We start from the raw sequence: 25585 nt of genomic DNA on the forward strand, positions 1-25585 counted from the left end.
GTTATCTCCTTCTTCCTGTTCTGTTTTTCATTAATATCGCTGCAAAAACAGGAGCACCAATCAAAGCAGTAATGACGCCAATCGGTAATTCAGTTGGTGCGATAATGGTCCTTGATACAAGGTCAGCGAAAATTAAAAATCCCCCTCCTGAGAGTAGAGAAAGCGGCAATAAATGTTTATGATCGGGACCGCATAACTGCCGGATAAAATGCGGCACGACCAGACCAACAAAACCAATCGTTCCTGAAACCGCTACAGCTGCTCCAGTCAGCAATGCTCCGGCAGTTAGAATCGTCAGCTTGCGGCGTTTCACATTTACTCCCAGATGCTGTGCCCTGTCTTCCCCAAAGGATAGAGCATTCAATTCCTTTGCATTCAGCATCAAGACTAGTACACCAACTAGGAAGAAAGGCAGGATAATCGTGATATAACTCCAGCCTCGCATCGACACACTGCCCAGCAGCCACCCAATAATCTGCCGCAGTTCATTACCCGTTAACGCAATCATCAACGAGATAAATGCCCCTAGAAATGAGCTGAAAATAATACCGGTTAAGATAATCGATTCAACTTTCATTGACCTGTCAATTTTCCGGGCAAAAAACAGAACGGCAAAAATGGTCGCAAATGAAAACGACACACTAAATACCGGAAGTGTAAACGGACCGATTATCGGCAAAGAGAAGGAGAAAAACAACACAATCACCGCGCCTAACGATGCTCCTGATGAAACACCGAGTGTATATGGGTCGGCTAATGGGTTTCGCAAAAGCCCCTGAAAAGCAGCCCCTGAAACAGCCAATGAGGCCCCGACAAGTCCAGCTAAAATAACCCGCGGTAAACGAATATTCATAACAATATTGGTATACATTTCATTCGTCTGTTCAATAGGGAAGTTCAGAATTTCTTTAGCAAGTATTTTCAGCAAATCCATGATTGGCACAGAAACCGCACCGATTGAAACTCCTGCAAGGAACGACGCTGTCAAAAAGGCGATTGCCAGCACGTAGATTACTTTTTTATTTAAATACGTCTGGATAGACCGCTTTGGCAAGTTCATCTACTCCCTCTGCCAGCCTTGGACCTGAACGAGTAACAAGATCTTCATCCACGTCAACCACCTGTTTTTCTTTAATAGCAGTGACTGCTTCCCAACCATTACGATTTAAAATATCGCTTGTTACATCATCTACATAACGGCCATACGTCGTAATAATGACATCCGGATCCTCTTCAATCATCGATTCCTCTTCCATCTTAGCCCAGCCCTCTTGATCGGCTGCGGCATTTTTCGCGTTGATCAGCTTCAGCATTTCATCCATGAAGGTGTTTTTTCCCGTCACATATATCTCTGGAGATCCGGAAACCTCCACTAAAACTTTCTTTTGTTCATGCGGTTTAATCTCTGCAGCTTTTTCTTCGATAGTACGTAACTTTGTCTTCATTTCATCAATAAGAACGTTTGCTTTATGATCGGCTCCTGTTGCCTTACCAAGCATCTCAATAGATGTATAGACATCCTCGAAGTTTGCTGCATCATTGATGACTACTACTGAAATACCTGAATCCTTCAGTTGTTGCAGACCTTCCTTCGCACTATTCAATGTGGACCCGTGGGCTAACACTAGATCAGGACTCAGGGAAATAATTTTTTCTATATTAAATTCAAGGTCTCCTATTTTCTCAATATCAGCGGTTTCTTTTGGATAATTATCATAATCTGAGACACCGACAATTTTTTCACCTAGATCCATAGCAAAGGCTATCTCAGTATTGCTTGGAATAAGTGAAACGATTTTTTGTGGTTCTTGTTCAATAGTAACCTGTTCACCCGTTGCATCCTTCAATGTCACAGGAAATACCGCTGTTTCACCTCTATCCATCTCTGAAGTGGACTGTTGCTGCTTCTCCTCTACTTCACTGCCGCAGCCTGTCAAGATCCCGATGACCAAAATACCTGCAAATAGCTTCATGCCTAATTTTCTCATTTTTTAAATCCTCCCAGTCTTTGCTGCACAAATAAAAAATCCCCAATATGAATTGGAGATTGTTGTATGGCCGATTATGACAAATAGAAAAAAGCCACACACCAACCTATCCTCGCAGGTATAAAAAGTGCACGAAAACAGGCAGGTCTCCTGGCTCATGGGTATTGCACACGACGCCTTCCCATAGGAACTACAGTGGCTATGCCGTTTACCCCATTTACAGTGGCGGGACCGCGTTGGAATGACACCAACTTCCCTTTTAAGTCTTTATAAAAAAGACACCTATTTCTTAACTTATATGATTTTTTTATGTATGTCGATTATACACTATAACCTGTATTTCGAACGGATTTCCTTTACTGAATAGTAAATTTCTTGTTAAAAACTGTCTTAACAGACTTAAATACGAATCCTATCTAATTTTACCTTATACATGTTCTGAATAGATAAATAAAACGCTTGCATTCTAAAATAGCTTGATTATAATACTTGTATACAAGTGTACTTGAATGAATAGCAAAGAAGGTGACATCATGTCTGAATCTACTAATTTTCTATACCCAGAAAAATGGCTGTTAAAGGCATCAGTGGGTGAGCGGATAACATGCGAGCTAAGAATGCGTATTATCGCCGGATTAATTGAAAGCGGTGCCATACTATCGGAAAATAAATTGGCAGCAGATTTTGCTGCGAGTCGTTCCCCTGTCCGAGATGCACTAAAAAAACTAGCATCTGAAAACATCATTCGTCTAGAAAGAATGGGTGCTGTCGTTATAGGTTTAACAGAAAAAGATATTAATGAAATTTACGATGTACGTCTCCTTATCGAATCGTTTGTATTTGAACGACTTGTCAGAATAGACACCGATGATTTAACCAAAGAACTAAGTAAAATTCTTGAAATGATGCACGTTGCTATAAAATATCGTGATGCGGACGAGTTTTCATATCAGGATCTATTATTCCATGAAACCATTATCCGATCAGTCAACCACTCCCATATCTTAATGATTTGGAACAATTTAAAACCCGTCATGGAAAGTTTTATTCTCTTGTCAATGCGGGGTCGTTTCCAGGAAACATACAATGACTTCACACGAATAATGGAAAATCATGCTCTTTATATTGAGGCTATTAAAGCAAAAGATCGCTCACTCATGATTAAGTCTTTACATAAGAATTTTGATGATGTTCAAGGAAAAGTAGACGATTTATGGATGTCACAGCAAATGCTAGCTAAAGGAGTTGGGCTCGATAATGACTGATTATATGGTAGGTATAGATATTGGTACAACGAGTACGAAAGCTGTCTTATTTAGTGAAAAAGGCGAAGTAATCCAGCAAGCAAATATCGGTTACCCCCTTCACACGCCGGATAGTTCCACAGCTGAACAAAACCCAGAAGAAATTTTCCAAGCTGTTTTGCAAGCCCTTTCAACGATTATGAAGCTTCACTCTAATAAGACGTTATCCTTTATTTCATTCAGTAGTGCTATGCATAGCGTCATAGCAATGGATGAACAGGACCAACCACTCACACCCTGTATTACTTGGGCAGATAACCGAAGCGAAGCATGGTCTCGTAAAATCAAAAATCAGTTGAATGGGCATGAGATTTATAAACGGACTGGAACACCTATTCATCCGATGTCACCATTGTCCAAAATCGCTTGGTTGGTAAATGAACTCCCTGAGATCGCCTCCAAAGCAACAAAATACATTGGCATTAAGGAATATATTTTTAAAAAGTTTTTTGATCAATATGTAGTCGATCATTCGCTGGCTTCTGCCACTGGCATGATGAATCTTAAAACACTGGATTGGGATGAAGAAGCGTTACAAATCGCAGGAATTACTCGATCCCAATTATCTGATCTTGTCCCAACAACTAAACTTTTCAGCGGCTGTAATCCTTCTCTAGCCAAAGAAATGGGAATAGATCCTCAAACACCTTTTGTGATTGGGGCAAGTGATGGCGTTCTTTCTAACTTAGGCGTCAATGCAATCGGAAAAGGCGAAATTGCAGTCACGATTGGGACAAGCGGCGCTATTCGTACCATTATTAATGAACCAAAAACAGATGAAAAAGGACGGATTTTTTGCTACGCCCTAACCGAAAAACATTGGGTAATTGGCGGTCCTGTAAATAATGGAGGAATGGTTCTGCGCTGGATTAGAGATGAATTTGCTTCTTCAGAAATCGAAACAGCCAAAAGACTAGGGATCGATCCGTATGAAGTCTTAACTCGAATTGCTGAACGAGTTAGACCTGGAGCTGATGGATTGTTATTTCATCCATACCTAGCAGGTGAACGCGCTCCTTTATGGAACCCAGATGTACGCGGGTCATTTTTTGGTCTAACGATGTCGCACAAAAAGGAACATATGATTCGAGCCGCACTAGAAGGCGTTATCTACAATCTATATACCGTATTCTTAGCACTAACTGAGTGCATGGATGGACCAGTAACACGGATTCAAGCAACGGGAGGCTTTGCTAGATCAAGGGTTTGGCGGCAAATGATGTCCGATATATTTGAATCGGAAGTTGTCGTTCCTGAGAGCTATGAAAGTTCATGTCTTGGGGCTTGTATTTTGGGTCTTTATGCAACGGGGAAAATTGAAACATTTGACGTTGTGTCTGAGATGATCGGCAATACGTATAAACACCTGCCAAAAGAAGAAGCCGTTAACGAATATAGACAATTACTCCCGATTTTTATTAACTTATCTAGGATATTAGAGAACGATTATACAAAAATTGCCGATTATCAGCGAAATCTACTAAACAACTAAGTTTGCATCAGGAGGATACATCATGCCATTAATCATTGTAGCAGTTGGGATTTTAGCTCTATTGATCTTAATTATGGGCTTAAAATTAAATACCTTTGTTTCATTAATTATTGTATCATTTGGGGTTGCACTAGCACTTGGGATGCCTTTAGACGAAATTGTCACAACGATTGAAGCAGGGTTAGGAGGAACACTAGGCCACTTAGCATTAATCTTCGGACTAGGTGCCATGCTCGGTAAGCTAATCGCAGATTCAGGCGGTGCTCAGCGGATTGCGTTGACCCTTGTTAACAAATTCGGTGAAAAAAACATTCAGTGGGCTGTTGTCGCTGCTTCCTTTATTATCGGTATTGCCTTATTTTTTGAAGTGGGATTAGTTTTACTAGTTCCTATTATCTTTGCCATTGCTAAGGAATTAAAAGTTTCAATCTTATATCTTGGGATTCCAATGGTAGCTGCTTTATCCGTAACACACGGATTTCTGCCGCCCCATCCAGGACCAACGGTCATTGCTGGTGAATATGGTGCAGATATTGGTGAAGTATTACTCTACGGGATTATTATCTCCATCCCAACGGTTATTATCGCAGGACCTTTATTTACTAAGCTTGCTAAAAGACTAGTACCACAGTCGTTTACAAAGACTGGAAGTATTGCTTCTTTAGGCGAACAGAAGGTATTTAAAATAGAAGATACACCTGGTTTTGGCATTAGTGTCTTCACCGCAATGCTTCCGGTTATTTTAATGTCAATCGCTACGATCATTACATTGCTTCAAAATACGATAGGGTTTAAAGATAACTCGATTCTTGCCTTCATCCGTTTTATCGGCGGTGCATCACCCGCCATGTTACTTTCACTATTAGTCGCTGTCTACACAATGGGGATTGCCAGAAAGATTCCGATCAAAACGGTCATGGATTCATGTACAACGGCTATTACACATATTGGCATGATGCTCTTAATCATCGGGGGTGGAGGAGCGTTCAAGCAAGTACTCATTGACGGCGGCGTCGGCGATTATGTAGCAGAACTGTTCGAGGGAACAAACCTATCTCCTATATTACTAGCTTGGATTATTGCCGCTATTTTACGAATTTCATTAGGATCTGCAACTGTTGCAGCCTTAACAACAGCTGGATTAGTGATCCCAATGCTGGGTCAATCTGATGTAAACCTCGCTTTAGTCGTTCTTGCCACTGGAGCAGGTAGTTTAGTAGCTTCCCATGTTAATGATGCAGGATTCTGGATGTTTAAAGAGTATTTTGGTTTAAGTATGAAAGAAACGTTTGCCACGTGGACACTATTAGAAACAATCATTTCTGTAGCTGGACTAGCATTCGTATTACTGCTTAGTTTATTCGTATAACTCTTCCCCCTTCCACGAGGGGGGCTTTTTTTATCGAGTAAAATAGCTCCCTAATTCCGATACAGTGTCCACAATATGACTTGGGTGTGCATCCATTAATTCTGCAGGTGAACCAAACCCGTACGTAACGCCAATTGAATCGATTCCATTATGAAAGGCTCCATGAATATCCTGTTTTCGATCTCCTATCATAACAAAATCTTCTCGTTTGTACTCCCCGTATTGTTCAAGAATATAACGGATGATTTCTGCCTTTGTTGTCCTCGTCCCATCAAGATTACTTCCAACCACCAGTTCAAAGAACGGATCAATCTGAAAATACGATACTATTTGCTGCGCAAACTCAGTTGGCTTTGACGTTGCAACCACTAACCGTTTGTTCGATTTCAAGGTTTCCAAGAGCTCTAGAATACCTGGATAAAGAACATTTTCAAACATCCCCGTTTTTTTAAAATATTCTCGATAAAATTTAATCATTGATAGCGTCTCTGCTTCATCTAAGCCAAATACCTCAGCGAATGTCTCCTGCAGCGGCGGACCAATATGAGCTTCCACTTCAGCTGCTTGAACATCCCGAAGCTTCATTTTTTTAGCTGCGTACTGAACCGAATGGACAATGCCAAGCCGCGGATCGGATATCGTTCCATCTAAGTCAAACAGCACAAACTTGTATGAATCTCTCATTATTTCTCCCCTATCTCCTAAAATTGGTGCAGGAATTCTACTAGATTTTCCAACATAAGTCGAGGTTTATTTTCTTCTTTATCAAACCTGAAACCATCCATAATCATCCAATTATAGCATAAAAATCAATGAACATTCGGTCATTTTATTTTGAAAAAAAACACAATAATATTGCTTCCAGACACGAATATCTTGATAAATTTGCAGAATAGAAATATAATATATCAATCGTACATTTTTAATCTGTCTCAGTAGCTCAGCAGGATAGAGCGACAGCCTCCTAAGCTGTAGGTCGTAGGTTCGATTCCTATCTGGGACACTACTTATATGAAAAACCTTGTTGTAGTTCGGTTTATACCGTGTTGCAGCAGGTTTTTTTTCTGCAAAAAAACATCCGTGCTCAAGTGCTCACGGATGTTTTTCATTTCCTGCGGAATAGATTCATTAGCTTACCCCATAGCTGCTTCCCTTCGAGGTTTAGTTGCTCTAAACCATTGCAAACATAGAATGAATATCAATATTAGGTCAATGATATCTCCGCCATAGTACATCATCATACTTCCCTGTTTTGCCTGTTCGTAAGGTATTCCCGCAGGTGGGTGCGTATAGAGATACTTTGATAAAATACCATGGCCGGCTAAGGCAATAATTAAGACGATTGAGCGAAATAAAAAAGAACTCCTGTGGAAGATTGGATCAATATAAATCATAGATAAGGTGAATAAGTATCCCGCTATAAAGACATGAATATGCACAAGATAATTCAACATGTTATTTTCGTGCATAAGGGCGTATAGATTGGTCGTGTACAATAACCAAAGACCCCCTATATTTAAAAATGATGCCACAATTGGATGGGTAAACATCCTAGACGGCCTACTCCTTAGAACACGCGTAAGACGCCGTGCAGAAGTGACGCTTATTGTCCTCAGCAGTAATGTCATTGGGGCAGCTAGAACCATCAACAATGGAGCCAGCATTCCTAAGAGTAAATGACCGAGCATATGTGCTGTGAAATCTATGTGGGCTCGAGTTGCGATGGGTCCAGCCACTGCTAGTATCGCCAATAGAACACCAGAAACCCAGTATACAGTTCGAGCTAGAGGCCAGTTCCTATGGTGTCGATTAGAGATGAATACAGCAATAAGATACAGAATTAACACGATGATAAAAGGCAGTGCTAAAAGAATTTGCAATCCTGCCTCTGCCTGGTTTATATGAACTTCGTTGTGATTACTGTGATTCATGGGCAACAGTCTTTCCATCATCATGTTTTCTTCCGCGTGTACGAATAATGAGGGTGACACCGATTATAATCATAACAATAGCAATGAAATTCCAGATTATATCATACACATACACATTTTCTACATAGCGAATCTGATGTAACCCCATTAATTTATGCTGGATGGTTCCATCATATAACTGGAAAGCCCCTCCTCCAAGAAACACACCCGCTAACCATCTTTTGAACCAATACGCTTGCTTACGGTGCAAGTCGGCTAATAGAAACGAAGAAGCGATAGTTGCAAACCAGCTAAAAGCATGAAATAAACCATCTGATACCAGTCCCATGTCTGTCGTTGATTTGTCGTAGAAATGATGCCAATGTAACAGCTGATGAAAGACAACTTCATCAATAAAACCAACTAAACCGAGCCCAAACAAAATTCCAGTCCATATATTTCTACTGGAGTATGCTGTTCTATTATTCGTTGTACTCATATGCTCCTCCTTTTCTACCTGCTTTATCTACTCTGTCATTCTATATTTACCCTACTTTTCCCAAAACTTATCAGTTGTATTCAGAAAAAACAGATATTTATAGACTTGTAATCCATTGTTTGAACTAAAAAGATTATTTTTTTGAAAAATATCCATTTTATGTTTTAAATATAATGACTGGGGTATAGTATGAATGTAAGACATTCTCACCAAAGGGAGATGATGTACGATGAGTATGATCAACAGCCATTGGAACAAAGAGAATGACGCAGCGGTGTTTAGTCCGGGTGATCAGGGCTAGACGTTAAGACAAGCCTGCACGAATGATTCAAGGTACTATTTTTCATGCACGTGATTAAAAGCAGGAGGCATTTTTCAACCAAAGGAGATGATGTGCGATGAGTACAATCAGAAGCCAATGGAACAAAGAGAATGATGCAGCAGTATTTAGTCCAGGTGATAAAGGGTAGGAATCAAGATAGGCTTGCACGAATGATTGACCGGGTACGCAATATGTATTAGTGATTAAAAGGCATGAGGTATTTCTCACCAAAGGAGATGATGTGCGATGAGTACGATCAGAAGCCAATGGAACAAAGAGAATGACGCAGCAGTATTTAGTCCAGGTGATCAGGGATAGACTTCCACAAAAAGAGTATATCGTTTTATTCGACTTAGGAGATGGTTTTCATGATCAATCATTGGTACGATGAACAGGATTCAACAATGATGAATAATGATCAAGATTCAATCTGTGTTCCTAATCAAACGAGTACGTATGAACTTTCGACTAAAGAAAAGATGCTTGAGTTTAATTTATTCGGCACCGCTCTAAATGAGTTATAGAACAAAAAGGATGAAGCCATCTTAGGCTTCATCCTTTTTTGTTTTGGTTATCGATATAATTCAATAATTTGATTGGCTATATATTCAGAACTAAAATGAATGCCATCCTTTAGCCACCACATGATAATTCCAAGAATGGAGGCTGCAAGAATATCCATTGATAACGTTATTTCTCTAGTAACAGCTTCTTCTCTTTCACGTTGTATGACAATAGAGTCCTTTAATATCATATGAGATTTTTTTTTGAAACCAGGGTGCTCAAATAGGACCGTAAAAAGTTTCCGATGCTTATAAAAATAATCTAGAAAGGTAATTAGTTGTTTTTCATTATTTACATTATCGATTTGCAAAACAGGTGACATTTCCAACAACAAGTCGTCGAAGATATCATGAACCAACTGTTTTAACACATCACCAATATCCATAAAATGCAAATAAAATGTAGCCCGATTCAGCTCTGCGCGTTTAGCTATTTTTTGTACGGTAAGCTTCGATATATCAGGATTTTCAATTAATAATTCTGCGACAGCTGCTTTAATCACTCGCTTAGAACGAATGGCACGAGGATCCTGTTTTTTTTGTATGGTCACTTTACCTCTCCTTCATCTATAATCTCTTACTTATTTTATATATTTTATAAATATGTTGTTTACTTAACACTTTATAAAAAATTGATAATAGGCAGCTAAAAAAATGAATGTTACCATCTATTTTATTGACACTGTGTAAAAAAAGCAATGAGGAGAGGAATACAATTTGACCGGATCAATGAATAAAAAAATATTATTAACTGTATTAATTTTAGGGTGTTTTTTATCCACACTAAATCAAACACTGTTAAATGTTGCGTTAAGTAATTTAATGGAGGTATTTACTGTATCTGCTACAACTGTACAGTGGATTTCTACAGGTTTTATGTTGGTTAATGGGGTCTTGATCCCTATTACTGCCTATCTAATGAAACGTTTTTCAACCCGCCAGTTATTTATAAGTTCAATGTTGTTCTTATTAATCGGCTCCATATTGTGCGCAGTATCACCAAACTTCGCCATCTTACTAACAGGCCGTATGATCCAAGCCATTGGGGCAGGAATTATTATGCCATTGCTTATGAGCGTGGTTATGTTTATTTTCCCTCCAGAAAAAAGAGGCAGTATGATGGGGTTAATGGGACTAGCCATTATTTTTGCTCCAGCCATTGCTCCGACATTGGCAGGCTTTGTAATTGAATACTATTCATGGCGTTGGTTATTTATTGGAATCATACCATTTGTAGTAATCGTCATTTTATTAGCTATGAAATATTTAGTTAACGTAACAGGAACGGAAAAAGCGAAGTTGGATATAGTAAGCGTGATCTTATCGACCGTCGGATTTGGACTTATTTTGTATGGATTCAGTAATGCGGGCAGCCATGGTTGGGATGACAAGATTGTCCTAGCTTCCATACTTGTGGGAGTCTTGACGATTGCTGTTTTCTGTCATCGACAAATTAAATCTGCTGACCCCCTTCTTAATTTATCCGTTTTTAATTACAAGGTTTTTACGTTAACATCGATCATAAACATTTTTGTTACTATGATGATGTATGCGGATATGATTCTATTACCGATTTATTTACAGAACGGTAGAGGATTTTCTGCATTTGACGCTGGTTTATTATTATTACCGGGTGCGATTATCAATGCCTTTATGTCTCCCGTAACAGGAAAGTTATTTGACCGCTTTGGTGCAAAGCCTTTATTCATTATTGGGTTAATTTTTATCATTCCTTCAATGTGGGTGGTTACTGATCTAACAGAATCAACAACCTTTATTTTCTTAATGGTTCGTACGATATTCCTTCGTATAGGGTTAAGTTTTATCACAATGCCCTTAAACACCGCTGGTTTGAATGCTTTACCGAAAATACTCGTGACACATGGTACAGCCGTGAATAATACCGTTCGCCAAATTGCTGGTGCAATCGGAACAGCTGTAGTTGTTACGGTGTTTACAGCACAAACCACCAAGCACGCGGAAACCTTACTAGAAGAAACACCAAATGCAACGGCTGAAGCTGTCCGCTCACTTGCTTCGATTTTCGGGTCAAGTGATGCCTATTATTTCATGACCATCTTAGCTATTATCGCATTTGTATTAACACTATTTATTCCATCTAAAGCAAAGATGAAACAATCATCATAACGCAGAGCCGGCACATTCCTAACCATGTGCCGGCTTTTCCTTATTCAGCTGCTTAGGAGCCTGCCGGGCAATTTCTTCCTTAAAATTATGTTATATTATACGGTAAATAGTTAGTAAGGGAGTTCGAATATATGGTGAAAAGTGTAGTCATTGCTGAGAAGCCTTCAGTTGCACGTGATATAGCAAATGTATTGAAATGTACGAAGAAAGGAAATGGTTTTTTAGAAGGCGATAAATACATCGTGACTTGGGCATTAGGCCATTTAGTTACACTAGCAGACCCAGAAGCATATGATGCTAAATTTAAAACATGGAATTTAGAAGACCTTCCTATGCTCCCCGATCAAATGAAGTTAGTGGTCATGAAACAAACAGGGAAACAGTTCAATACGGTTAAAGCACAATTAACCCGTACTGATGTGAATGAAATCATTGTCGCAACTGATGCGGGGCGAGAAGGAGAATTAGTTGCACGTTGGATTATTGATAAAGCAAAAGTTCATAAACCCATCAAACGTCTCTGGATATCTTCTGTAACAGATAAAGCGATAAAAGATGGATTTAATAATTTAAAACCCGGTAAAGATTATGAAAACTTATATGCTTCTGCCGTGGCCCGTTCGGAAGCAGACTGGTATATAGGTTTGAATGCTACGCGTGCCTTAACCACAAAATATAATGCACAATTAAACTGCGGCCGTGTACAAACACCAACCGTTGCAATGGTTGCAGCACGTGAAGAAGAAATTAAGCATTTTAAGCCTCAAACATACTATGGAATCGAAGCCAAAACACCTGGTCTTTCATTAACTTGGCAGGATGCAAACGGGAATAGTCGGAGTTTTAATAAAGAAAAGACCGATGAAATCGTGAAATCACTTGGCAGCAAAGATGCTTCTATTATTTCCATTGACCGCAAAGCAAAGAAAACATTTGCACCTGCTCTATATGACTTAACTGAATTACAACGTGATGCAAATAAGATTTTTGGCTATTCTGCTAAAGAAACCTTAAATATTATGCAAAAACTGTATGAGCAGCATAAAGTCTTAACTTATCCGCGTACAGATTCACGTTATTTAACTTCAGATATTGTAAGCACACTTCCTGAGCGTTTAAAAGCATGTGCTGTAGGTGACTATCGTTCTCTTGCCAATAAGGTATTAACGAAACCAATTAAAGCAACAAAAGCATTTGTAGACGATAGCAAAGTAAGTGATCACCATGCCATTATTCCAACTGAAGATTATGTGAATATTTCATCCTTCACGGACAAAGAACGCAAAATTTACGACCTTGTCGTGAAACGTTTCTTAGCTGTATTATTCCCTGCATTTGAATATGAGCAATTAACCGTACAAACCAAGATTGGTGATCATACGTTTATTGCAAAAGGAAAAACTGTGATTCATTCTGGATGGAAAGAAGTTTATGCAAACCATTTTGATGATGAAGAATCAAAAGACGATGTAAAAGAGCAGCTATTGCCTAAACTTGAAAAAGGCGATGTATTAAAGACAAATATAATCGCTCAAACATCAGGCCAAACAAAGCCGCCTGCCCGCTTTAATGAGGCGACTTTACTGTCAGCTATGGAAAACCCTGCGAAATATATAAAAACAGATGATAAAAAGCTTGCAGACACATTAAGGTCAACTGGCGGACTTGGTACAGTTGCTACTCGTGCTGAAATCATTGATAAATTGTTTAATTCATTCCTATTTGAAAAACGCGGTGGTAAAGAGATTTATATGACGTCTAAAGGACGTCAGCTGTTAGATTTAGTGCCGGAAAAGCTAAAATCTCCTGCAACAACAGCTGAATGGGAACAAAAGCTTGAGCAAATCGCAAAAGGGAACCTGAAAAAAGATGCTTTTATTAATGAAATGAAACATCATACAAAAGAGATTGTCAAAGAAATTAAAGCTAGCGATAAAAAGTATAAACACGATAACATTTCTACAAAATCGTGCCCCGACTGTGGTAAACCAATGCTTGAGGTGAACAACAAAAAGGGAAAAATGTTAGTCTGCCAAGACCGAGAATGTGGACATAGGAAGAATGTTGCCCGCGTAACCAATGCACGCTGCCCACAATGTAAAAAGAAAATGGAACTGCGTGGCGAAGGTGACGGTCAAATTTTCACTTGTAAATGCGGCTATCGCGAGAAACTTTCTGCTTTTGAAGCAAGACGTAAAAAAGAAACTGGTGGAAAAGTAGATAAGCGCACGGTGCAAAAGTACTTAAAAGAGCAAGAAAAAGAAGCTGAACCGATTAATAATCCATTTGCAGACTTACTAAAAGGAATGAAATTTGATTAACATAAACTCGGCGGAGAATTGTAGTTATTCTCTGTCTTTTTTTGCTTGGATATCAGCTGGATTTTCTCAATTATTTCCCAAGAAATTTGTCGAGTGTAAAAGGATCATGGAGATTTCCTGTTAATTTCCAATGGTAAGCCATAGCATTTTTACTAGATTTTTAGTATGATTAAAGGTAGAGATTTTTCAAACTTATTGGAGGTTCAACAATTAATGAGCTTACTTACTATAGATAAATTAGGTCACAGCTTTGGTGACCGCAAGCTTTTCAGTGATGTTTCATTCCGAGTAATGGCGGGGGAACATGTTGGTTTAGTCGGTGCAAATGGTGTCGGAAAATCGACGATGATGAATATAATAACCGGTCAGATTATACATGATGAAGGTAAGGTAGAATGGTCTCCTAGTACAAATTATGGCTACTTAGACCAGCATACAGTACTGACAAAAGGGAAAACGATGCGTGATGTTCTAAACGAGGCCTTCCTTCCTTTGTTTGAAGAGGAAAAAAGGATGAACGAAGTCATTGCGCAAATGGGTACAGCTACCCCTGAGGAACTCGAACAGCTTTTAGAGGAAATGGGGATAATCCAAGATAAATTGGAAGCAGGAAATTTCTATAACCTAGATAAAAAAGTCGACGAAGCGGCTCACGGTTTGGGCCTTGATGCAGTCGGTTTAGACCGAGACGTATCCTCTCTAAGTGGTGGACAACGTACAAAGGTTTTACTAGCTAAATTATTGCTCGAGCAGCCTGAAGTTTTACTTTTGGATGAGCCTACAAATCACCTGGATGTCGAACATATTCGCTGGTTAAGTAATTATTTAAAAGATTACCCGCATGCTTTCTTATTAATCTCCCATGATACTGAATTTATGAATAGTGTAGTCGGTATCATATTCCATCTTGAGTTTTCGAAGCTAACCCGCTATGTAGCTAACTATGAAAAATTCCTAGAATTGTCCGAACTAAATAAAAATCAACATATTAGTGCCTATGAAAAACAACAGGAATTTATAAAAAAACAAGAAGAATTTATTAATAAGAACAAAGCTAGGGCTTCAAGCAGCGGACGGGCAAAGAGCCGTGAGAAACAATTATCACGTATCGATCTAATTGAAAAGCCTGAATCAGCTATGAAACCAACCTTTGAATTCAAAGAGTCACGCAGCAGCAGTCGTTTTGTATTTGAAAGTGAAGAGCTGGAAATCGGCTATGATCATCCCTTATTCCCTAAATTAACAACAACGATTGAGCGCGGTGAAAAGATCGCTATCGTCGGCTGTAACGGAGTCGGTAAATCTACTCTACTAAAAACCATTTTGGGTGATATTAAACCACTCAGCGGTAAAAGTGTCTTTGGTGATTACCTCTTCCCATCTTACTTTGAACAAGAAGTTAAAGCAGATAAAATTACACCACTTGATGATGTATGGAATGCTTTCCCACATCTTGAGCAGGGTCAAGTCCGCTCAATTCTTGCACGCGTAGGTCTTAAAAACGACCATATTACTCGTCAACTTAGTCAATTAAGCGGTGGCGAACACGCTAAGGTCCGCCTATGTAAATTGATGCTTACTGAAAGCAACTGGCTTTTATTTGATGAACCGACGAACCATCTGGACATCGTAGCTAAAGAAGAACTTCAACGGGCAATGAAGGCCTACAAAGGAACCATCCTGCTCGTATGCCATGAACCTGACTTCTATGAAGACTGGGTAACAAAGGTATGGGACGTTGAAGAATGGTTTAATGCCGTTCATTCAGCAGAATAAAGATAAAACGAGAGTTCCGTTATGGAACTCTCGTTTTTTTTTGGAAATAATCTTAAACCATTCATCATTTAGTGCACTTATTCGGCACCATTCCACACGACTATCTTTCTCTGTTTTGATAATCCAAAGACCAGTCTGGCTACTCTTTCACTCTCATACTCTCTTGGGTTTGGCTCTTGAGAAAATAGAGTATCTTTCTCTTTTTGGTTTAGCTTGATTCAATTTTCCCCTTTTTAGCAGCTCTTTTTTGATAAAACCAGATCCTTTTGATCAACTGGCTTTATGGATTCGCCATCTTATAGTCTCATCAAGCTCTCCTAGTCTTACATTCGGCCCTTTCTTTCCTTTATTCGGCCCAAAATGAAGTTGATTCGGCCCAAACGCAAAAGTATTCGGCCCTACCGCCCACAGCATTATTCGCTGCATAAATTCCGACCGCATCATGACTTCATGGGTTCGGCTCTTGTAAAAATAGAGTATCTTTCTCTTTTTGGTTAGGTTGGATTCGATTTTTCCCTTTTAGCGACTCTTTTTTGATAAAACCAAATCCTTTTGATCAATTGGCTTTATGAATTCGCCATCTTATTGTCTCATCAAGCTGTCCTAATCTTACATTCGGCCCTTTCTTTCCTTTATTCGGCCCAAACTCCGATTTATTCGGCCCTACCGCCCACAGCATTATTCGCTGCATAAATTCCGACCGCATCATGACTTCATGGGTTCGGCTCTTGTGAAAATAGAGTATCTTTCTCTTTTTGGTTTAGCTGGAATCGACTTTTCCCTTTTAGCGACTCTTTTTTGATAAAACCAGATCCTTTTTGATCTATTGGCTTTATGAATTCGCCATCATATTGTCTCATCAAGCTGTCCTAATCTTACATTCGGCCCTTTCTTTCCTTTATTCGGCCCAAACTCCGATTGATTCGGCCCAAAAAGAAATTGATTCAGCCCAAACGCGAAAGTATTCGGCCCTACCGCCCACTGCACTGTTTGCTGCATAAATTCCGACCGCATCATGACTTCATGGGTTCGGCTCTTGTGAAAATAGAGTATCTTTCTCTTTTTGGTTTAGCTGGAATCGACTTTTCCCTTTTAGCGACTCTTTTTTGATAAAACCAGATCCTTTTTGATCTATTGGCTTTATGAATTCGCCATCATATTGTCTCATCAAGCTGTCCTAATCTTACATTCGGCCCTTTCTTTCCTTTATTCGGCCCAAACTCCGATTGATTCGGCCCAAAATGAAGTTGATTCGGCCCAAACTTAAAAGTATTCGGCCCTTGCCCGCCGCACCATGAGTTCATGGGCTGGCTCTGGATTACTTCCTCTGCAACCTGCTCCTATAATAAAAAACCAGAATGCTGAGCATTCTGGTTTTTTATTAGACTAATTCTTCTGTTTTGAGTTTTGATCCTAGGAATTTAGCCAGTTCGAGCATGCCGTATTTTCCGGCAGCTTGTTCGGCATCTGAGTTATAGTTCGTATTTGTGTTCACATCGTAGGTAAATATGTCTCCAGCTTCATTTCGGATGAATTCAATGCCGGCTACGGTGATTTGGTTTTCTTTTAAGAATGCTTCATACTTTTCAATGATTGGATCATTAAAATCTTGGACAATTTGGAATTTCGGTTTTTCTTCGACTTCCTCTCCTACTGGACAGAAGAGATCGCCGATTTGGCAGGCATCGGCCGGACACAGTTCAAACCCTTCAGATGTATCGACTTGTACTGCATAAACGAATTTGCCGCCAACGAATTCACAGCGGGTTATAAACGGCTCGGGCGCCTTGATATATTCTTGAATCAAGGTGATGCCATCTACTGGTTCATCAAAATCAGGACCTTCTAGATAGCCTTTCAATCCCTCAATGGTTTGGAATAATTGGACACCGAGACCTTTTCCAGCACGATTATGCTTAGTGATAAATGATTCTGCACCAATTTTCTCTGCGGCCTTCAATATATTTTCCTTACCGATTGCAGCAATCGTTTTCGGAGTGCGAATACCGGACTTTGTCAAAGCCGTATATTGGTTCACTTTGCTGACCTCTAAGCGAAGGGCGCGGCTTCCGTTAAATACGGTGCGGTTATGCTGTTCAAGCCAAGCCAGTACAGACTCTGTTAATTCTGGTGCATATCGATGACCGCGAGTATGGGATGATGCACTCATGCGGCTGTAAAAAACGCCCTCTGGCGGAGTTTCTGTCAGATCAACGAGACCTTCATCAAGATGCCACTCTTCGTATGGTAATTCCAGTTCATTCAACCGTTTCGTTAAATGAGCTGTCCATTCGTTATTTTCATGTAGAATATAAATTTTACTCATCATGATGCCTCCTTCAAAATTAGTTAAACGGATGCTTTTTGGCGTTTTGCTTCTACAAGAGGCTTAACCTGCTTGGCGAAGCGTTCCATCTCTTCAAGCTGCGGAGAAAATTGCAGCAATAGCAAATCTACTCCGGCTTCTTCGAATGCAATAATTCGATCAGCAATTTGTTCAGGTGTTCCAATTAAATTCGGACGCAAGCCCCGGTTAGAAACAGAATAATCGAAAAGTTTAACTTGCTGTTCAAGTTGTGATTTGCTGATAAAGTCGTTATATCCTGCATAACCGCTCGATTCCTTCACATCTGTTATCCTTGCAAGTTCAGCAGCGACTTCTTCTTCTGTATCACGGCAGACTACGTATGCAGCTAAACCAAAAGCTGAAAAAGGTTCACGGCCTGCTTCTGAACGCTGTCTTTTCATCCCTTCAATTTTAGTCGTAATTTCTTCAACCGTTCCGCCATGCATTACGTAGGCGTCACATTTATCGACGATCGTCTGTTTCCCACGTGGACTTTCTCCACCTGCATACAGAATTGGATTAGGACGTTGAACTGGCTTTGGATGTAAATGAGCATCCTTTATGCTGTAATATTTGCCCTCATATGAGAAGGTATCCTCGGCAGACCATAATCCCGTTAAGATATCTAGAAATTCTTCTGTTCGATCATAACGCTCATCATGGGCCGTAAAAATCCCCCCATATTGCCGTGCTTCTTCTTCCCACCATGCAGATACCACATTCAGGGTAAAACGTCCGTTGCTTATGTTGTCTATATTGGCCGCCATTTTCGCTGTGACCGCTGGATTATGGAATCCAGGTCTTACTGCCGTCATAATCTCAATTTTTTCAGTTACCGCTGCTAAAGCTGCAGCAGTTGACCATGCTTCAAGCGAATCATGCTCAGGACCTTTAATATCATTTAAATTTAATTCTGCCACCAGCGTAGTATCAAATCCCAATTTTTCTGCAGCTATTGTTACTTGTTTTGCATACTCAAAGGTTGCAGGCATGTTTTCATTTTCTACATTCCTTAACCATCCACCGAAAATAGGCAGCCAAAAGCCAAACTTCATGTTCAAAACCCCTTTGTTTTTATTGGTGAAACAGAGGAAAGACAACAAAAAAACTCCTTCGATAAGAAGAAGTTTGCGCAGTAGCCTTCACTTATCTTTCAGAGCATATGCTCCGCTGGAATTGGCACCATTCTGACAAAATGTCAGCGGCTGCCGGGCTTCATAGGGCCAGTTCCCTCCACCTCTCTTGATAAGACACTATTTAATTGGTTAAAAGATAAACTAATCCTACTATAAAAGTCGGTTTACTGCAATGAATAATTCTAATTATTCTAAATTTAGTTTTTCAGCAACAATCGTATACGTTTTCGGAATCCCCATATCATGCACTTTATGGTTTGGTTCTTCTTCTAACACCTTTATCATTAAGCCTGATTGCCCAATGGCGGTGATAAGCTCTCCGAGTGTCCACTTCCGTTGCACTACCTGGGACAAGCTTTTTTGTTCCTCATCAGGCATATGTTTGGTGAAGGCGACTTGGTTTTTTTCAATAGATGGATCAAAGTAATTGCCGCTTACTTTATGTTTTTTACCACTAGACGTGATTAATTTGGTGGAAATCGGATGAAATTCATGCAAAATAAAATGACCGCCTGGTTTTAATAAGGATTTAATTTTCTCCATTAACGGCTGTAAATCAATCATATAATGGAGGACACCAAGTTCCATCAGGACAAGATCTGCCCCCTCACTCTCAGGTAGTGAGAGCACGTCTGAAACAATATACTCGACCGGAACGTCTGCCGCATCAGCCAGCTCTCTAGCGAATGCTGCATTTTCTTTTGAAAAGTCAACTACTGTGACCTTTGCCCCAAGGAGTGCCATCGCCACTGCTTTAACACCATTTGAGCCCATCAAATGCATCACTGATTTTTCTTGAAGATTACCCATATACTGATAAAAAGGTTTGAGTCTCCACTTAGGATTTTGCTTGATTTTTTCAACAAGTGCTTCAGGTTTTCCATAACGATTTAAAAGAGCACTATAATTATTCTGGTTCCAGGCTTGTTCATTTTCAGCTGTAAACCCCTGCTGTTCTTTCGCTAAAAAAGCATGAATTTGATCACTGTAACGCGCCATTTCTTCGTTATAAAAGTAACTATAAACCGATTGGCACCAAATATCTGTATGATCTACTTTTACCGATATTCGGTATGGATCTGTCTTAATGGTTGTATTGTATTCACAGCTTATGTAAACGGAAATGGTCTCGATTGTAAAACTGAAACCAGCAGATTCTGGACTACTGCTAATGTCTGTCGGTGAATACTTAGTAAGTATCCTTCTCGCTTCGTCTAAAACATCCCATTGGACAGATGCTTCAATTATTGATTCTTCAGAAATGCATGCACCTTGGATCCTTAATGACGCTTGGCCAATAAATTGGTACGGAATTCCTGCTTTTTCTAACTCTGTGCCTATCATCGTAACTGTCTGTAAATACATAGAATCCTCCAAAAAGTTATTTCACTAGTTGATGTTGAAACGCATAAATCACTGCTTGTGTACGATCTTGGACCTCAAGCTTATTTAAAATATTACTCACATGCACTTTTGCTGTTTTGACGGCAATAAATAATTCATCAGCAATGGCTTGATTCGTTTTCCCTTGCGTCATCAAAAGCAGAATCTCCATCTCACGATTTGTTAAGTGTTCATGAGGAAGTTTACTAGCATGACTACGCATTTTTTTCATCATTTTATCTGTAACCTCTGGCTCTAATACACTCTGGCCATGGTATGTCGAACGAACTGCGTCTGCAATTTCACTTGCTTTTGACGTTTTAAGCATATAGCTGGCTGCACCTGCTTCAAGAGCTGGATAGACCTTTTCATCATCCAGAAAACTTGTCACAATAATAATCTTTGCTTCCGGCCAGCTTTGCATAATGTTTCTAGTTGCTTCTATCCCGTCCATTTCCTTCATAACTAGATCCATTAAAATAATATCCGGACGTAATTCCAGGGCTAGTTTAACACCCGCTGCTCCGTCATCTGCCTCAGCTATCACGGTAATATCAGGCTGTGCAGATAGATAAGCAGTTACTCCTATTCTAACCATTTCATGGTCATCCACAAACAAGACACTAATCACTTAGGTATCCCCCTTAGTCTGTAGTAGTGGTATTTTGACTTCTAGTCGTGTTCCATTTCGAGGAACACTGACAATTTTCAGCGACCCGCCTAACTCTACTGCTCGTTCGTTCATATTCTGCAAACCATACGAACCCGTTTTCGTTTGATCGAGTTCAAATCCCATTCCATCGTCTACAATGCGTAAAATAACCATCTCATCACGCTCAATTAGTAATACATCGATACTATTTGCTTTGGCATGCCTTAATGTATTAGATACTGATTCTTGTAGAATTCGGAACAGATGATCTTCTATCCCTTTATCAAGTTGGATAGATTCTGTTTTCCACTCTATTTTCATTGGCACCTTCTGAGCTAATTCTTCTAAAAGCTCTTGGATTCCTTCTTGCAGAGATTTATTTCGTAATGGTACAGGTCTAAGATGTAAAAGCAATGCCCGCATCTCCAGCTGTGCCTGATGAATAATTCCTTCCACGACCGGAAGTTGTTTATCCTGTTCATTGTTTTCGGTGATGGCGGACATCATCATGGAAGCAGCAAACAACTGCTGGCTGACGGAATCGTGCAATTCCCTTGCCAATCGGTTTCTTTCCTGAGATACAATTTCCTGAATCCGCTTTTCCTGGTCTTCTGCCTTTTCAGTAGCAAGCTTCTGCGCTAACTTTGCCTGCTCTGCTCCAAGCTTTTGTATCTGCTCTCCCTGTTTGGCTAATGTTTTAAATTCCAGTAAAGAATAATCATCAAAAGACTGAATTGGCCGGCCTAATTCAACTAAGTGTAAATCATCACTAAGCCTATTCATTTGTCTGCGCCAGTATATTCCTGATAATATTCCATATACAATTCCTACAAATAAAAGGATACTCGGAAAAGCAATGATAAATGATAGATTAAGCAGTTTCATTTCCCAGAGATTTCGCCAGTTCTCTAAAGGATAAACGTAGAAGACGAGAGCCGGAACAACAATTGCAGTTATGAGCGCAATAACAAAGGCATAGACAATCTGGCGAGTCATCACATTCATACCCGATTCACCTCGATATTTCCAATGAAGACGGAGGTGATAATGGTCACTTTTTGAACAGCCTTATTGAAGCCCTCTGTTTGGCAGGAAATAATCTGATTATACATCCGCTTTTCATGATTCTGAAAGATAACGGCTCTGCCGATTACGACTGAGTGGTGAAGGTTCACTTCAACATCATACGGAATTTTGATTTTTACGTTTCCGACCAAGCTTCTTATCGAAATAATGGTTTCACCTTTTGGAAGGATTGTATTGCTTAAATCGATGACTACATCACCAATTCCTCGTTGAATATTGACATTATTCCATTCGTAGACTGACTTTTGGGTTTGCTGCGATCCTATTAGTTTATTACTGAATAAATAACTTGTTTTAATCAACTGTTCTTTTTCTTCGGTATTTGGTTTAGGTTCAGTCAACATTAACTGTACTTTTTCTGGATTTTGTTTAGATAAATAGAAACCATAGAGGGCATATGCAAGAATCACGAGGAGAAAAAATTTGAATACGAACATATTTAACACAATAATAATCGCGCTAAATACCCCAATAAAAAACAGTATTTTCCCTATTTTTCGATGGTATTTTTTTTTACCTATAAATAAGCAGCCGATGGAGAGGGCTAGGGTGTAGATAAGTCCGCCGTCAAAAAAAACAAGTTCCATAATAAGCGAGATAAGGCCAATTAAAAAGATCCAGCTGATATAATCTGTGTTTACTTGTTTAAACATCCTGATCCTCCTCTCTCATCAACCCTGTTGATTATTCATTACGAAAAAGACGCAGCTAACTACGCCTTTTAAGAATACCATGATTACGAAATTGAGTGTGTTTCTTCTTTTTTCATATCCTTTTCTAGTTGAATAATTCGGGCATCGATACTTTGCCTTTGATAGTTTGAGTTAATTCTTTGCTCCAAATTATCCAAGTAGTTTTCTGTATCTTCAAATTTTCCTGTTGACGAACTTGACGTACTGCCAGCATCGATTACTTGATTCATACGTTGATGGGCATGAGCAATGTTTTCTTTACCCATTAGTTCCATTCTTCTTATATTCATGTCCTTTAATTTATGCTTCATTTCTCTGTACTTATACTCCAGTTCGTTCAACTGCTTTTCCGCCTTAACTAATGCTTCTTTTATTCGGAGTGCACGTGTGCTGTAAAGTTCATTTTCTTGAATAGCAAAGGCCTGCAGCTCTGATTCCCCAGCTTTTTCTGCAATCTTCGCTTGATTCTTCCGTTTTTCAGCTAACCCCTCCGCTTCAGCAAGTTCCTTCGTAAATTCGGCTTTTAATTGATACTGACGCTCGACCAGCTGACGGACCTTTTCAGTTTCCGCTTCGGCCTGACGTAAATATTGATTGAGCAGTGCTATTGGGTTTTTCTGTTCCATTTTATCAAGTACATGATAAAAATCAGCTGTTAGTGTTTGTTTCATTCGTGAAAATAGGTCATTCATATAAAACACTCCTCCGTTTTTTTATTTCTTCAAATTTGCCCACTGTTTTTCAAAGTTTGTAAAAGGATCTGATGATTCTTCATTAACTGTTTTTTTGTCTCCGTTCCATTTCTTATACACAAGATAGACGATATATGCTGCCACAAGTCCGAGTATTGCAGGTACATGTGATACAGATGCCATTAATGCTACCAGCACAATAATTGCCCAGGTAATTTTTGCTCCTGTATTTTCTGATTTAAGCAATTGTTTAAAGCTGTAATAAAGAATGGCTAAACAGATAATCAAGCTGATTAATGGGCCAACATTTGTAAGAGCAATGATCGCTGCAATTCCTCCAATAATGATTAAGCCTGCTTTTTTCATCATAGTAACCGTACCTCCTTTCCTTATTTCTATCATAGCTATTTGATGGATTTCTTATAATGAGCTACAGAGGTATTTTCACATAGGTCCTGCGACGTATTTCAACTAAGAAAAACGCAAACAAGCCCTGCTGCATAGCGCAGCAGGGCTAAAGAATGACACTCATTTATCTCTTACGTGAATCACTTCGTCCATTTCCTGATTTGGCTGCAAAGCCGCTATCTGAATTTGCGCCTCTTTTTCTTGAAGGAGAAGGTTTCCCAGAGCTTTTACCTGGGCTGCTCGGCTTGCCATGGCGCTTATTGAAATCAGAACGAGCATTATTGCCCTGAACTCGTTTTGGCTTAGCAGTCGCCCTTGTAGGCTCATTCATAACAATGCCTTCGAGCTGTCTACGATCGATTTTCATCTCGATGCCCTTTTCGATATCTTTTAAAATCGGCAAATCTTTTGTAGCGATAAACGTTACTGCTAAACCATGTTCACCTGCTCGTCCAGTCCGGCCGATTCTATGAATGTAACTTTCAGCATCTTCTGGAACATCATAGTTAAAGACATGCGTAACCCCCTCAACATCAAGACCCCTCGCAGCTACATCTGTCGCTACTAAAAACTGAAGGGAAGCATTCCGGAAGTTTCTCATGACACGTTCACGTTTCGCTTGTGAGATATCCCCATGCAGTTCGTCTGAATTGTAACCAGCACTCTTTAACGCTTCATTTAACACAGATACCCTGCGCTTTGTTCGACAGAAGATAACCGCTAAGTAGGGTTGTTCTTCATCAATGATTTTAATAAGTGATGCTTGCTTAGCACGGTCCGTGGTTTCAATAACCACCTGACGGATTTGTTTAACTGTAACCTGGCTGTTCTCCACCGCAATTGTAAGCGGATTATTCATAAACCGTTTAGATAGAGAAATAACTTGTTCTGGCATCGTTGCCGAGAAAAGCAGCGTCTGCCTATCAGCTGGAATATTTTCAATGATTTCCTCAACCTCAGGCAAGAAACCAATTTGAAGCATTTGATCTGCCTCATCAAGGACCAGATGTTTCACTTTTGATAGATCGATTGTTCCTCTTCTCGTATGATCTAACAATCTTCCTGGAGTAGCAACCACGACTAATATACTGCGTTTTAGTTTTTTCAATTGGCGGTCTACATCTTGCCCCCCGTATACAGCAAGGACATGAAAGTCCTCTATTTGTTCCGCGAATTTCGTCAGCTCTGCAGTAATCTGCAGAGCTAATTCTCTTGTCGGGGTGACAATAAGTGACTGAATATAAGGTGTCTCCGTATCGGTGTGCTCAATAATCGGCAGTAAAAAAGCCAGGGTTTTTCCAGTTCCAGTTTGCGCCTTGCCTATTACATCCCTGCCGGCTAGTATCTCAGGAATTGCTTGCTCTTGAATCGGCGTTGGAGATGTAATCCCCATATAATTCAACATTTCTTCTATTGGTCCATCTATTCCTAGTTCAGTAAATTTCATTTCGTACCTGCCTACTCTCCGAAGAGTTTTTTTCTTCTTACTTCTTTTAG

The 25585-nt window shown here is 39.7% G+C and carries 24 protein-coding genes, 1 tRNA gene and 2 riboswitches; of the genes, 8 read left to right on the forward strand and 17 right to left on the reverse strand.

Annotated elements, in window-relative coordinates:
• Position 1: 1 nt before the first annotated feature.
• Complete coding sequence (locus MHI18_RS10885; RefSeq protein ID WP_340847652.1) at positions 2-1054, reverse strand: FecCD family ABC transporter permease; 1053 nt, start codon at positions 1052-1054, stop codon at positions 2-4.
• Positions 1020-1988: an ABC transporter substrate-binding protein gene (locus tag MHI18_RS10890; RefSeq protein ID WP_340847366.1), complete on the reverse strand. Its 969-nt coding sequence runs from the start codon at positions 1986-1988 to the stop codon at positions 1020-1022. The genes MHI18_RS10885 and MHI18_RS10890 overlap by 35 nt, the downstream gene beginning before the upstream one ends.
• A gap of 123 nt (positions 1989-2111) precedes the next feature.
• A riboswitch (cobalamin riboswitch) is annotated at positions 2112-2289 on the reverse strand.
• A gap of 232 nt (positions 2290-2521) precedes the next feature.
• Here MHI18_RS10890 and MHI18_RS10895 point away from each other — a divergent pair.
• The 3 genes from MHI18_RS10895 to MHI18_RS10905 are packed head-to-tail and all read left to right on the forward strand — an operon-like array spanning position 2522 to position 6153.
• A complete protein-coding gene (locus tag MHI18_RS10895) occupies positions 2522-3253 on the forward strand; it encodes a GntR family transcriptional regulator (protein ID WP_340847653.1) in 732 nt (243 codons plus the stop codon).
• Complete coding sequence (gntK, locus tag MHI18_RS10900; RefSeq protein WP_340847367.1) at positions 3246-4784, forward strand: gluconokinase; 1539 nt, start codon at positions 3246-3248, stop codon at positions 4782-4784. Before MHI18_RS10895 ends, gntK begins: the two co-directional genes overlap by 8 nt.
• A gap of 22 nt (positions 4785-4806) precedes the next feature.
• Positions 4807-6153, forward strand: coding sequence for a GntP family permease (locus MHI18_RS10905; protein ID WP_340847368.1), 1347 nt, complete (start codon positions 4807-4809; stop codon positions 6151-6153).
• A 30-nt stretch (positions 6154-6183) separates the two neighbouring features.
• On the opposite strand, the gene MHI18_RS10910 is transcribed toward MHI18_RS10905, so the two are convergent.
• Positions 6184-6837 (reverse strand): HAD-IA family hydrolase, encoded by a 654-nt coding sequence (locus tag MHI18_RS10910; protein WP_340847369.1) that lies wholly within the window; start codon positions 6835-6837, stop codon positions 6184-6186.
• A gap of 245 nt (positions 6838-7082) precedes the next feature.
• On the opposite strand from MHI18_RS10910, the gene MHI18_RS10915 reads away from it, so the two are divergent.
• Positions 7083-7156, forward strand: a tRNA-Arg gene (locus MHI18_RS10915).
• A gap of 130 nt (positions 7157-7286) precedes the next feature.
• Here the strand turns inward: MHI18_RS10915 and MHI18_RS10920 are convergent.
• Both MHI18_RS10920 and MHI18_RS10925 read right to left on the reverse strand, forming a co-directional pair.
• Positions 7287-8084, reverse strand: coding sequence for a cytochrome c oxidase assembly protein (locus MHI18_RS10920; protein WP_340847370.1), 798 nt, complete (start codon positions 8082-8084; stop codon positions 7287-7289).
• On the reverse strand, positions 8071-8562 hold the full coding sequence (locus MHI18_RS10925; RefSeq protein ID WP_340847371.1) for a DUF2243 domain-containing protein: 492 nt from the start codon (positions 8560-8562) through the stop codon (positions 8071-8073). Before MHI18_RS10925 ends, MHI18_RS10920 begins: the two co-directional genes overlap by 14 nt.
• Before the next feature lie 690 nt (positions 8563-9252).
• Between MHI18_RS10925 and MHI18_RS10930 the strand changes: the two genes are divergently transcribed.
• Positions 9253-9408 carry a hypothetical protein gene (locus tag MHI18_RS10930; protein WP_340847372.1) on the forward strand — a complete coding sequence of 52 codons (156 nt, stop codon included), beginning with the start codon at positions 9253-9255 and terminating at the stop codon, positions 9406-9408.
• 47 nt (positions 9409-9455) lie between these two features.
• Here MHI18_RS10930 and MHI18_RS10935 read toward each other — a convergent pair whose 3' ends face one another.
• Positions 9456-9998 (reverse strand): TetR/AcrR family transcriptional regulator, encoded by a 543-nt coding sequence (locus tag MHI18_RS10935; RefSeq protein WP_340847373.1) that lies wholly within the window; start codon positions 9996-9998, stop codon positions 9456-9458.
• A gap of 178 nt (positions 9999-10176) precedes the next feature.
• Between MHI18_RS10935 and MHI18_RS10940 the strand changes: the two genes are divergently transcribed.
• From MHI18_RS10940 to MHI18_RS10950, 3 genes are all read left to right on the forward strand, one after another.
• Positions 10177-11595, forward strand: coding sequence for a DHA2 family efflux MFS transporter permease subunit (locus tag MHI18_RS10940; RefSeq protein ID WP_340847374.1), 1419 nt, complete (start codon positions 10177-10179; stop codon positions 11593-11595).
• A 131-nt stretch (positions 11596-11726) separates the two neighbouring features.
• Positions 11727-13916 carry a DNA topoisomerase III gene (locus MHI18_RS10945; protein ID WP_340847375.1) on the forward strand — a complete coding sequence of 730 codons (2190 nt, stop codon included), beginning with the start codon at positions 11727-11729 and terminating at the stop codon, positions 13914-13916.
• Between the two features lie 213 nt (positions 13917-14129).
• On the forward strand, positions 14130-15692 hold the full coding sequence (locus tag MHI18_RS10950) for an ABC-F family ATP-binding cassette domain-containing protein (RefSeq protein WP_340847376.1): 1563 nt from the start codon (positions 14130-14132) through the stop codon (positions 15690-15692).
• Between the two features lie 846 nt (positions 15693-16538).
• On the opposite strand, the gene MHI18_RS10955 is transcribed toward MHI18_RS10950, so the two are convergent.
• The 11 genes from MHI18_RS10955 to MHI18_RS11005 form a co-directional block, all read right to left on the reverse strand.
• Positions 16539-16691, reverse strand: coding sequence for a hypothetical protein (locus tag MHI18_RS10955; protein ID WP_340847377.1), 153 nt, complete (start codon positions 16689-16691; stop codon positions 16539-16541).
• A gap of 155 nt (positions 16692-16846) precedes the next feature.
• A complete protein-coding gene (locus MHI18_RS10960) occupies positions 16847-16996 on the reverse strand; it encodes a hypothetical protein (RefSeq protein WP_340847378.1) in 150 nt (49 codons plus the stop codon).
• Between the two features lie 77 nt (positions 16997-17073).
• Positions 17074-18018: an ATP-grasp domain-containing protein gene (locus tag MHI18_RS10965; protein ID WP_340847379.1), complete on the reverse strand. Its 945-nt coding sequence runs from the start codon at positions 18016-18018 to the stop codon at positions 17074-17076.
• A 23-nt stretch (positions 18019-18041) separates the two neighbouring features.
• Positions 18042-19094, reverse strand: a complete 1053-nt coding sequence (locus tag MHI18_RS10970) for an LLM class flavin-dependent oxidoreductase (RefSeq protein WP_340847380.1) — start codon at positions 19092-19094, stop codon at positions 18042-18044.
• 88 nt (positions 19095-19182) lie between these two features.
• Positions 19183-19291: riboswitch (SAM riboswitch) on the reverse strand.
• A gap of 70 nt (positions 19292-19361) precedes the next feature.
• Positions 19362-20540 carry a class I SAM-dependent methyltransferase gene (locus MHI18_RS10975; RefSeq protein WP_340847381.1) on the reverse strand — a complete coding sequence of 393 codons (1179 nt, stop codon included), beginning with the start codon at positions 20538-20540 and terminating at the stop codon, positions 19362-19364.
• Between the two features lie 16 nt (positions 20541-20556).
• Complete coding sequence (locus tag MHI18_RS10980) at positions 20557-21189, reverse strand: response regulator (protein WP_040374617.1); 633 nt, start codon at positions 21187-21189, stop codon at positions 20557-20559.
• A complete protein-coding gene (locus MHI18_RS10985; protein ID WP_340847382.1) occupies positions 21190-22215 on the reverse strand; it encodes a sensor histidine kinase in 1026 nt (341 codons plus the stop codon).
• Positions 22212-22949, reverse strand: a complete 738-nt coding sequence (gene liaF, locus MHI18_RS10990; protein ID WP_340847383.1) for a cell wall-active antibiotics response protein LiaF — start codon at positions 22947-22949, stop codon at positions 22212-22214. The genes MHI18_RS10985 and liaF overlap by 4 nt, the downstream gene beginning before the upstream one ends.
• 83 nt (positions 22950-23032) lie before the next feature.
• On the reverse strand, positions 23033-23680 hold the full coding sequence (locus MHI18_RS10995) for a PspA/IM30 family protein (protein WP_340847384.1): 648 nt from the start codon (positions 23678-23680) through the stop codon (positions 23033-23035).
• Between the two features lie 21 nt (positions 23681-23701).
• Positions 23702-24049 (reverse strand): lmo0954 family membrane protein, encoded by a 348-nt coding sequence (locus MHI18_RS11000; protein WP_340847385.1) that lies wholly within the window; start codon positions 24047-24049, stop codon positions 23702-23704.
• Positions 24050-24212: 163 nt separating this feature from the next.
• Positions 24213-25535: a DEAD/DEAH box helicase gene (locus MHI18_RS11005; protein ID WP_340847386.1), complete on the reverse strand. Its 1323-nt coding sequence runs from the start codon at positions 25533-25535 to the stop codon at positions 24213-24215.
• Between the last annotated feature and the right edge of the window lie 50 nt (positions 25536-25585).

Source organism: Peribacillus sp. FSL H8-0477 (assembly GCF_038002765.1).
Classification (GTDB): Bacteria; Bacillota; Bacilli; order Bacillales; family DSM-1321; genus Peribacillus.